An 8,643-nucleotide genomic window follows, 5' to 3' on the forward strand; every position below is an offset into this window, starting at 1 on the left:
ACTACGCTGTGATAGCTAATTCAGAGGGATTTTACACCGTCCGATTGGCTCGAAATTAGCAAGTCTTTCGATTTTTGGTGGACGTTGCAAGTGCAAGTAAATGTCACTATGTAACTTCTCGTGATGCGAAATGATAGGAAATCCTATTCATTCTCGTGTGAGGGTGCGGGTGTCCTTAGACACAGATTTCAGTCTGTTTTATATATCATTTCAAAATGAATTTTTCAACCAGAATTATTAAGAATTTCAAAGGTTTTTCAGACTCAATGATTCTATGTAATTTAGACCCGCCGAAGCAGGTCTTTTTTTATTTCAGCATAATCTCTCTATCCTCAGCGCCGAGCATATAAGCACCCTTGGCAAAAGCATCCCTTGCAAGAAGCTCTGCTACATCAACCCTATCGAACAGCATCCATATTTCTTTCTCTTTCGGAGTCAGTTCATGGCTATGGTCAAACAAATGCTCAAGTCCCAATCCTTCAAGCAATGCCGACTTTGCTGCTTTGTATTCCTCAGCTCTGCCAACATATTCGTCGTTCCTTTCCTTGGAAAATGCCTCGATATTGTCAGCTCTCAGATGCTCGTAATACTCGTCCATAAAGATTCTATCCATACTCGTTGACCTCCATAACAAAAAAATAAGGGCAGACCCTTTTACAGCTATTGTAGCTATGTAAAAGGATCTGCCCTTGCAGTTACTATAATGTTTTTGCCAGCGACTTCAGGAGTGCTGCCATTTCCGGATTTTGCAGAAGCTTCAGAAGAAGTTCTTTATCATCAGCGGAGCTTTCCGTTGCGGCTGGTTGAACCGGCTCAGGCGTTGCCTGTCTGCCTGAGTAGAACGCAGCTTCCATTCTTTCAGCGTTCAGTCTGCGGTCATCGTCGATGATATGGGAGTAAACATCCGCTACCATCTTGACCTGTGCATGACCGGAATCGCCTTGAACGGATTTCATATCGCCGCCGTTCAGCTTCAGCTTGTAAGTGATACTGGAATGTCGGAGACTATGGAAAACCACTTTCGGCAGTCCCTTCTCCTCAATCAGCTTATTGAAAGCACGGTTGATAACCTGCCCCTCAATCGGCTTGCCATTGGAAGAACAGAAAACCAGATTGAAGTCTACGAACTCGTCACCGAAAAGGTCTTTCAGTTCTTCGATGTCAGCCTTTCGCTGTACCAACATTTCCGCTACGGTTTTCGGTAAGAACACCTTGCGGACACTTGTTTTGGTCTTAGGAGTTTTGAGAACCAATGCGGTATGCGTACTGGCGAAGGTCGGTGGGAACTTGAACATGATGTCCTTACCGTCCAGATCTGCCATCGCTTCACGATTTACTCTCTGCAACTCCTTTTCAACGAAGATGCTTGCCTGACCAAGTTCAATACTGGTGGGGGAAATGTCAATACAGTCCCAGGTAAGCCCCAGAAGCTCGCCCATTCGCAGGGAACAGGAGAAGGCAAGGTTAATAGCCAGACGAAGAATATCATCGTCACAGGCTTCCAGAGCCTTCTGGAGCACTTCTGCTGTCCAGATATCCCTGGTCTTGTGTTCTTCTTTCGGCAGCGTAGCGTGCTCCACAGGGTTTCTGGTCATCAATTCCCACTTGACCGCTTGATTGAAAGCATTTCGCAATGTCTTGTGAACCTCTCGGACAGTATGCGGAGTCAGATATTCTGTACGGGCTTTTACATACTTAGAAGAAACCGCTTTGACAGAAAGCAAATCTCGGTAATACTTGTCCATGATTCTCGGCGTGACATCCTCCAGCTTCATATCACCGATGAGGGGACGAATATAGTTTGCAATCAGGCTCTTTCTGCTTTCATAGGTAGACATCGCCCAGGTGTTCACACCATAGATTGACATATACTCATCCAAAAGATCATTGACGGTTTTAGCAGAAGGGGGAATAAAGGTTCCGGACTCCTGCTCATATTCAACCTGCAACTTCCTTTTCTTTGCTTCGGCATTCGTTTCAAAGGTTTCCCACTTCTGACGCTTGTTGCCGTTCTCATCGGTGTATGTATAAACCACAGAATACTTCTTTTTTCTCTTAACGATAGATGCCATGTAATCAGCTCCTTTCCTGTCTATCTTCCGCTAACTGGTAGCGGGTCTGATTGTGATACCATTTTTCAAAGCTCTCTTTGGTAGCTCGCTTATACCTGCCAACCTTGATAAGCTCAAAATCTTCATTGGCAACGATATAGTAAATGGTCTGACGATGTACCCCAAGCATTCTTGCCATTTCCGGCAGACCGTAGGTGGATGCCATAATATCTGCATCCAGTTCCTGATCCTCTACCGTGCGGTAATCGGTTTGAGAAGCATACCATCTTTCAAAGCTCTCCTTTGTCACTCTGCGCTTGCCCAGGACATCGACCACATCAAAATGCCCTTTGGCAACCAGTTCGTAAGCAGTCGCTTCTTTCAGCCCAAGGCGCTGTCCAAGCTCCTCCATTGAATATGTAGTTTTCTTCAATTCCTCGCCGGGAGGGGTTCCATCGACCTTCTGGTATTTGAACTGATTGGCATACCATTCTTCAAAGCTGTCGATCATCACCCTCATGGTGTTGCCGACAAGAATGGTTTTGAAGTAATTCTTCTTAATGAGCCAGTATGACTCCGTTTTACCAAGACCGAGCATCCTGCCCATTTCCAGAACAGACATACTCGTGCGTTTTCTCATTTCCGCCATCGTACAACCTCCTATGTAAAAAATGTAGCCATGTGTTTCTTGTCATGGCTACATTTTATCGAACTCTCAATATGTTTTGAAGTTTGTCGCCGGGTTGTACGACGCCCTTGACAAATCTTACATTTGATGATCCAACCACTCATCAAAACTCTTTTTGGAGATTCTGATACTGCCACCGATGCGGACGCTATGGAAAACTTTCTTTTTCACAAGGTTGTATGCGCTGGTTCTGCTGATGCCCAGAATATCCTGAATCTCATCAACCGTATAGGTTCTCTTATCAAACTGAACTGCGTTAGCAGCCATCGCTTCTTCGGTGCGCTGATTCATGGCAGCGATTCTTTCTTCAAACATTTATGTTCACTCCTTCGCTCTCTTTGCTTTATGTTTTGGGGAACGCTTTTTCAGCTGTTCCATTGCCAGGCTGACAGATAAGGCTTTCTCAATCGCTACCATTTCACGGGGCGTTACCTTACCTAAGTAATTATCAATCCTGCTTTTATCAATGGTACGAATCTGTTCCAGCTGAACAACGGACGCTTCTTTGAATGCAGGATTGTCGTAAATAACAAAGTGCGTCGGCATATTCGCTTTCTTATGGATTCTGGTGGTGACCGTTGCCACAATCAATGTGGGAGCGTGTTTATTACCGGTATCGTTCTGAATGACGATAACCGGACGGATGCCGCCTTGTTCCGACCCAACTACCGGGTCCAGCTTGGCGCAATAAATATCACCACGGCAATATACCCAATTTTCTTTCATCATGTGCCATGACCTCCTTTCGTTGGCTATGTAATAACTGACTGCCAGAAAGGAATCAGGCAGTCAGTCCAAAAGTCTATGTGTCCCATATTTGCCACGCACCCCTGGGAAAGAGGGCTTACGCCCTCAGGGAATCACCGAACGACTGATTGCGAATCAGTTCCATAGGAATCTAACCTCTGCCGGGTTCTCCGCCAGCTCCGTAGAGAAGTATCTTTAATCCTGTTGCTTTCATGGCCGTATTGGGAGCAACCCAATATTTACAAGCCAGTATTGATCGCTGGCATCGGGAGAGAGACAAGCGCTTAATTTATAGAAGAAAGTCGTTCTGTTTCTCTATCCGATACGTCTCGGCGTACCGCTGATGTGGCTGATGCTCTCGCACCGGCAACAGGAACGTATTCGATGACTGTGTATTCAGTTTTCAAGGATCAAGCAGCCGATTTTCTTTGGCTGTATCTAAATTGTACCTGTTCCTCATGCAAGTTTTTATTGCCTCGTAGGTATAGTTTTGAGGTTATTCACGACCTAAAAATATGTAATCAAGGGTTGTCTCAAAGCGCACAACCAGTTCGATTGCCAAATCAATAGAGATACCTCTGTTGCCGGTTTCAATTCGTGCAATGGTGTTTGCGGCAACACCTAACTGCTCCGCAAGCTGTTCCTGTGTAAGCCCATGTTCCTTTCTCAAGGCTTTAATTCTTTTTCCGCTTTCAACCAAGTCGTAATACATTTTCGTTCCTCCGTGTTTTTGAATTTGTGAAGTTGCAAAATCAAAAACAGCGGGAGGAGATCGTGCCCGATTCTCAATACCCTTTGCCATCTGCCTGTCCTCCTTGCAGGCATAAAAAAAGAGCCGGAGTAAATTACTCCAAGCTCTCGTTCATGCCTTTGTGTTAATTATGGGGGAAAATAGGCAGGTATAAAAAAAGCCCCGTACCCATTACAGGCACGAGGCGTAACTCTCTCTATTCAATTTTATGCCGCTATCTCCCAGCATAGCCATTTTAACACTGGACAAGTCGGACTTTCAGTAGGGGAACCGTCGTATTTTCATCGGATTTTAGTCGGACTAAAATCCTGTCTTAGCATTCACAATAACACAATGCTTCTTCCTCCCGGGCACTTTCCAGGAAATCTTTCAATTTAGGAATGGCTGTTCCCCAAAGTGACAGACCAAATAACAGTATCGCTTCTTTCTTTCGGTCATAGTAGGTGCTGCGTTCCATATTCAAAACCTCCAGCATTTCTGATTCCCTGTACTTGAAGCGGTTGAGATATGCCTTTGAGATAATCTCACAGTACAGAGCGCCTTTATCTGGATATTCTCTGATTTTCAACATAGCCATATCTACCAGTTCAATGATCCACTTTGTCTCAAATAAGCTGCGAATGCGTTCTTCAAATCGTTCTCTCGCTTCATCCGGAGCAAAGTTCTCCAGATAAATCAATGCACCATCTAAGCTGTCACCGTAAGTACAAATAAGGGTATCACATACATCATTCGCACGATCAATGGTAGACCAGCACACCTCTCGATATATGGATAAAATCAGCTTTGCTCTTTCATACAGAACCTTCTCGTCAATGTTCTGCATCCGGCAAAGCATTCGAATACTGCTTAATACCTGTGTATTATATCTGCTCATTCAGAATCTCCTTTCAGCCTAATCCATAAAATAAGAATTCCTTTCTAACTCCTGTCACTTGGCTAAAGGGAAACAAATACCATGGGACAAGAATGACTATAACTTCCGATATTTGATTAAAATAACAGAAGTGAAATCGGAAGTTCTTGACTTTATAAAAGTTCCGATATATAATTAAGTGGAATTAAAACTTCTGTTATGATTCTTATTATAGCATTTTCCAGAAGTTTGTCAACAAATAATCGGAAGTTACGAATAAATATTTTTTGAAAGGAAGGATACTACCATGACATTTGGAGAAAAAATTAAAGAAGCTCGTTTGGCTATGAACCTATCTCAAACGGAGCTTGCCCAGATGACCGGCATTTCCGAAAGATCCCTTTACACCTATGAGCAGCTCGGAACACTCCCCAGAAAAAGCAACATCAGAAAACTTGCTGAAGCACTGCATATCTCTGTGTCCTATCTTTTGGACGAATCTGAAACGGATAGCCAGAGCCATATAGATCAGGATATGTTTATTTTAGAGGCAAAGGAAAACTTCGGTTCAAAAGGAGCAAAAGAAGCTCAGGAAGTGTTGGGTCGTGTAAATTCTCTGTTTGCCGGTGGAGAATTGGACGAGGACGCAAAAGATGTATTCTTCCAGGCGATTATGTCAGTTTATATGGACTCTAAGAAAACAGCACGGGAAAAGTACACTCCGAAGAAATACAGAAAGCATAAAGATAAAGAGTAAAATCCTCAAGCACAGAATATGTTTTCTGTGTGCGATTCGGAGGTGAAGCAAATGAAAACGGCAGAGCATATCATTGAAACTGTCGATAAGCTTGTGCGAAAATATCACACCAGAGACCCTTACGAGCTATGTCAGCTGTTAGGTATCAAAATCCACTATTACGATTTACAGAAGAAATTGAAGGGCTTCTTCTATTACCAGTCCAGACAAAAGAATATCGTGATAGATCACAATGTGAACGGTATCCTGGAGCGTATATTAGTCGCACATGAATTAGGACACGCTGTCCTGCATACAAAAATCGCTATGATGCACGGCTTTCAAGAAATGGAAGTTTTTGATGATAGATCAATCGAAGAAAATGAAGCAAACTTCTTTGCGGCGGAGCTTCTGTTAGAAGATGGGAAAGTCCTGGAATGCCTTTCGGAACACACATTTTTTGAAACGGCTAAAATGCTCTATGTACCGGCAGCATTATTAGACTACAAATTCAGCCTGCTCCACGAAAAAGGAGAGCTGGTAAATTCGATGTATATTCGTAAAGCAGATTTCCTGAAAGAAGATCTTCATGCCTACGATAACGACATTGGTTATGGCGATATATGAATATCTATTTTTATATCTTTACAGAAAAAGTCCACCAGTACGATGCGTAGTGCATCATGACTGGTGGACTTTTTGCTTCTTAAAGAATCAGTATATTGTGCTGCAAAAAAGAACCCCATAGCAGTTCACTCTGTACCGTCAATGGGCTTCTTTTTCATTATATCAATCAAGCTCCGCTTTTTTTATCATCTCTTGCTGGTCAATCAAGACATCAATCAACTTTCCTACGGTTATCAATGTTGTTACATTACACTTTTTCAGTTTTGCAGCAATCTCATTATCAATGATGCTGTCGCATTTTGCATATGGGGTATCCAGTAAAAAATAGTCAAAGTTCTTTTCCAAGACGAATGCCAGTTTTAGAAGCATTGCCAAAGAAACTTTCGTCTGTCCAACTTCAACATGGCTCATATGATTGTTCGAGCAACCAACCAACGCACCCAAATCAGCCTGACTATAACCCTTTTCCAGTCGGGCAGCTCTAATGCGCTGACCAATCTTAACGTAATCAATTTCCGGTTGCGTTTCAATCACCTCCATGCTGTGTATGATTCTGCTATACATTATAAAATGTACCAAAAATCTCAACAACCAACATCGGGTGCAAGTTGCATTTATAAATGCAATATGATAAAATTTTATAGGCAGATTGCATTAAATGATAGAATGAAAAGAACCCCAAGACGACAATATGAGCTATCTTGAGGTTCTTTAAAATAAAAAATTCGTAGAGTACATTACTCCACGAATCGCATTCTTCTCTGTTTTTTTTAGTTTATATCTTTATTTTACAAATTGTCGCACTGTTTGTCAATATGTTAGGGACATAAAACACGAGGTTTTGCACAAAAATCCATCTTAGAAAGTTCCAAAGTCACAATTTGCCGTCAGAATTATAGTCATATTGAAGGAGGTGTACCTTATGGCACGAAAAGGAGAAAATATTTACAAAAGGAAAGACGGCAGATGGGAAGGAAGATACATTAAGTCCCGATCTTCTACAGGCAAAGCCAATTACGGTTATGTTTATGCAAAGTCATATCGAGAAGTCAAGGCAAAACTTATCAGTCAAAGTTCGTGCACGAGTAATTCTGTCACTGTCGATCCAGAAATTAGCTCAGATCAATTTGAACAGGTTGCTATGGAATGGTTTCAAGCTATATGTCCTAAAGTGAAGGAATCTACAAGCAACAAATATAGGAATCTTCTCAGCTCGTATATACTTCCTGTGTTCGGAAGCAAACAATTGCGTGATATAACACACGAGTTTATTGAAACGCAGTGTAATTTTTTCCTTGTTTCTGGTGGATTAAAGGAGAATGGACTTTCCTCTAAAACTGTTTCAGATATTTTATCTCTAATTCGAAATGTCTTACAATTTGCCACCCGAAACGGGAAAGCCATTTCTTGTGACGCACGATCTATACAGATAAAACGTCAAACGAAGGAAATGAGAGTTTTGAGTCGTGCTGAACAGGAAAAATTATGCCAATACTTGTATTCTAATCTTGATTCCTGCAATATTGGTATATTAGTATGTTTATTCACTGGTCTCAGAGTAGGTGAAATTTGTGCGTTACGATGGGAAGATGTTTCATTCTCAGATTACACAATCCACGTGCATCAAACGCTCCAGAGAATCCAAGATAGAACCAACAGTGAATACAAGACAAGGATTGTTGTTACCACACCAAAAAGTGCTTGCTCCATCCGTACTATTCCAGTACCCCATGGCTTAATGACTATTCTTACAGCACACAAAGCTTCTTCTACTGGCTACATCCTAACCAATAGCGATCAGAATCCATTAGAACCAAGAACCATGCAAAATCATTTTAAGAAGGTATTGAAAAACAGCGGAATCACCTCCGCAAATTATCACTCGTTACGTCATACATTTGCTACAAGGTGCATAGAGCTTGGATTCGATGTAAAAAGTCTCAGCGAAATATTGGGTCATGCCAGCGTGAATATTACAATGAATCGCTATGTACACCCATCCATGGATTTAAAAAGAGAAAATATGCAACGGCTTTCTGATTTATTAGCCGTCAAATAAATTGTCAACACCGTCAAATAATGCTGAGTTTTCAGTGTTTGGCGGTGTTTTTTCGTGGAGTAATGTACTCTACGAAAGAGTATACCCAGGAGGAGATTTATTGATTCAATTTGTAGGGCGAGATGCTT

At 42.0% G+C, this 8,643-nt stretch carries 11 protein-coding genes; 3 read left to right on the plus strand and 8 right to left on the minus strand.

Annotated elements, in window-relative coordinates:
- Positions 1 to 307: 307 nt before the first annotated feature.
- The 7 genes from WMO25_RS10745 to WMO25_RS10775 all read right to left on the minus strand — a co-directional run bounded on the left by WMO25_RS10745 (position 308) and on the right by WMO25_RS10775 (position 5,114).
- Positions 308 to 613 (minus strand): hypothetical protein, encoded by a 306-nt coding sequence (locus tag WMO25_RS10745; RefSeq protein ID WP_002304425.1) that lies wholly within the window; start codon positions 611 to 613, stop codon positions 308 to 310.
- Between the two features lie 85 nt (positions 614 to 698).
- Positions 699 to 2,072 carry a site-specific integrase gene (locus WMO25_RS10750; protein WP_002304423.1) on the minus strand — a complete coding sequence of 458 codons (1,374 nt, stop codon included), beginning with the start codon at positions 2,070 to 2,072 and terminating at the stop codon, positions 699 to 701.
- Positions 2,073 to 2,076: 4 nt separating this feature from the next.
- Positions 2,077 to 2,700 (minus strand): helix-turn-helix domain-containing protein, encoded by a 624-nt coding sequence (locus WMO25_RS10755; RefSeq protein WP_002304420.1) that lies wholly within the window; start codon positions 2,698 to 2,700, stop codon positions 2,077 to 2,079.
- A 117-nt stretch (positions 2,701 to 2,817) separates the two neighbouring features.
- Complete coding sequence (locus WMO25_RS10760; RefSeq protein ID WP_002304418.1) at positions 2,818 to 3,054, minus strand: helix-turn-helix domain-containing protein; 237 nt, start codon at positions 3,052 to 3,054, stop codon at positions 2,818 to 2,820.
- A 6-nt stretch (positions 3,055 to 3,060) separates the two neighbouring features.
- Positions 3,061 to 3,468, minus strand: a complete 408-nt coding sequence (locus WMO25_RS10765; protein WP_002578938.1) for a type II toxin-antitoxin system PemK/MazF family toxin — start codon at positions 3,466 to 3,468, stop codon at positions 3,061 to 3,063.
- Positions 3,469 to 3,982: 514 nt separating this feature from the next.
- Positions 3,983 to 4,288, minus strand: coding sequence for a helix-turn-helix transcriptional regulator (locus tag WMO25_RS10770; RefSeq protein ID WP_002304413.1), 306 nt, complete (start codon positions 4,286 to 4,288; stop codon positions 3,983 to 3,985).
- Positions 4,289 to 4,550: 262 nt separating this feature from the next.
- Positions 4,551 to 5,114 carry a hypothetical protein gene (locus WMO25_RS10775; RefSeq protein WP_002304412.1) on the minus strand — a complete coding sequence of 188 codons (564 nt, stop codon included), beginning with the start codon at positions 5,112 to 5,114 and terminating at the stop codon, positions 4,551 to 4,553.
- Positions 5,115 to 5,400: 286 nt separating this feature from the next.
- On the opposite strand from WMO25_RS10775, the gene WMO25_RS10780 reads away from it, so the two are divergent.
- Both WMO25_RS10780 and WMO25_RS10785 read left to right on the plus strand, forming a co-directional pair.
- Positions 5,401 to 5,850 carry a helix-turn-helix domain-containing protein gene (locus tag WMO25_RS10780; RefSeq protein ID WP_002304411.1) on the plus strand — a complete coding sequence of 150 codons (450 nt, stop codon included), beginning with the start codon at positions 5,401 to 5,403 and terminating at the stop codon, positions 5,848 to 5,850.
- 51 nt (positions 5,851 to 5,901) lie between these two features.
- Entirely contained in the window at positions 5,902 to 6,456 is a 555-nt protein-coding gene (locus tag WMO25_RS10785; RefSeq protein WP_002304410.1) for an ImmA/IrrE family metallo-endopeptidase, read from the plus strand.
- A 162-nt stretch (positions 6,457 to 6,618) separates the two neighbouring features.
- Here WMO25_RS10785 and WMO25_RS10790 read toward each other — a convergent pair whose 3' ends face one another.
- Positions 6,619 to 6,996 carry a helix-turn-helix domain-containing protein gene (locus tag WMO25_RS10790; RefSeq protein WP_002578940.1) on the minus strand — a complete coding sequence of 126 codons (378 nt, stop codon included), beginning with the start codon at positions 6,994 to 6,996 and terminating at the stop codon, positions 6,619 to 6,621.
- A gap of 382 nt (positions 6,997 to 7,378) precedes the next feature.
- On the opposite strand from WMO25_RS10790, the gene WMO25_RS10795 reads away from it, so the two are divergent.
- On the plus strand, positions 7,379 to 8,515 hold the full coding sequence (locus tag WMO25_RS10795; RefSeq protein ID WP_002304408.1) for a tyrosine-type recombinase/integrase: 1,137 nt from the start codon (positions 7,379 to 7,381) through the stop codon (positions 8,513 to 8,515).
- The last annotated feature ends 128 nt before the right edge of the window (positions 8,516 to 8,643 follow it).

The organism is Coprococcus intestinihominis, from assembly GCF_040096555.1.
GTDB classification, from domain to species: Bacteria; Bacillota; Clostridia; order Lachnospirales; family Lachnospiraceae; genus Coprococcus_A; species Coprococcus_A intestinihominis.

Excerpts from the sequence above, each read along its gene's own strand:
- WMO25_RS10745 (WP_002304425.1), bottom strand. The coding sequence starts at position 613 with ATGGATAGAATCTTTATGGACGAGTATTACGAGCATCTGAGAGCTGAC.
- WMO25_RS10750 (WP_002304423.1), bottom strand. The coding sequence starts at position 2,072 with ATGGCATCTATCGTTAAGAGAAAAAAGAAGTATTCTGTGGTTTATACA.
- WMO25_RS10755 (WP_002304420.1), bottom strand. The coding sequence starts at position 2,700 with ATGGCGGAAATGAGAAAACGCACGAGTATGTCTGTTCTGGAAATGGGC.
- WMO25_RS10760 (WP_002304418.1), bottom strand. The coding sequence starts at position 3,054 with ATGTTTGAAGAAAGAATCGCTGCCATGAATCAGCGCACCGAAGAAGCG.
- WMO25_RS10765 (WP_002578938.1), bottom strand. The coding sequence starts at position 3,468 with ATGATGAAAGAAAATTGGGTATATTGCCGTGGTGATATTTATTGCGCC.
- WMO25_RS10770 (WP_002304413.1), bottom strand. The coding sequence starts at position 4,288 with ATGGCAAAGGGTATTGAGAATCGGGCACGATCTCCTCCCGCTGTTTTT.
- WMO25_RS10775 (WP_002304412.1), bottom strand. The coding sequence starts at position 5,114 with ATGAGCAGATATAATACACAGGTATTAAGCAGTATTCGAATGCTTTGC.
- WMO25_RS10780 (WP_002304411.1), top strand. The coding sequence starts at position 5,401 with ATGACATTTGGAGAAAAAATTAAAGAAGCTCGTTTGGCTATGAACCTA.
- WMO25_RS10785 (WP_002304410.1), top strand. The coding sequence starts at position 5,902 with ATGAAAACGGCAGAGCATATCATTGAAACTGTCGATAAGCTTGTGCGA.
- WMO25_RS10790 (WP_002578940.1), bottom strand. The coding sequence starts at position 6,996 with ATGGAGGTGATTGAAACGCAACCGGAAATTGATTACGTTAAGATTGGT.
- WMO25_RS10795 (WP_002304408.1), top strand. The coding sequence starts at position 7,379 with ATGGCACGAAAAGGAGAAAATATTTACAAAAGGAAAGACGGCAGATGG.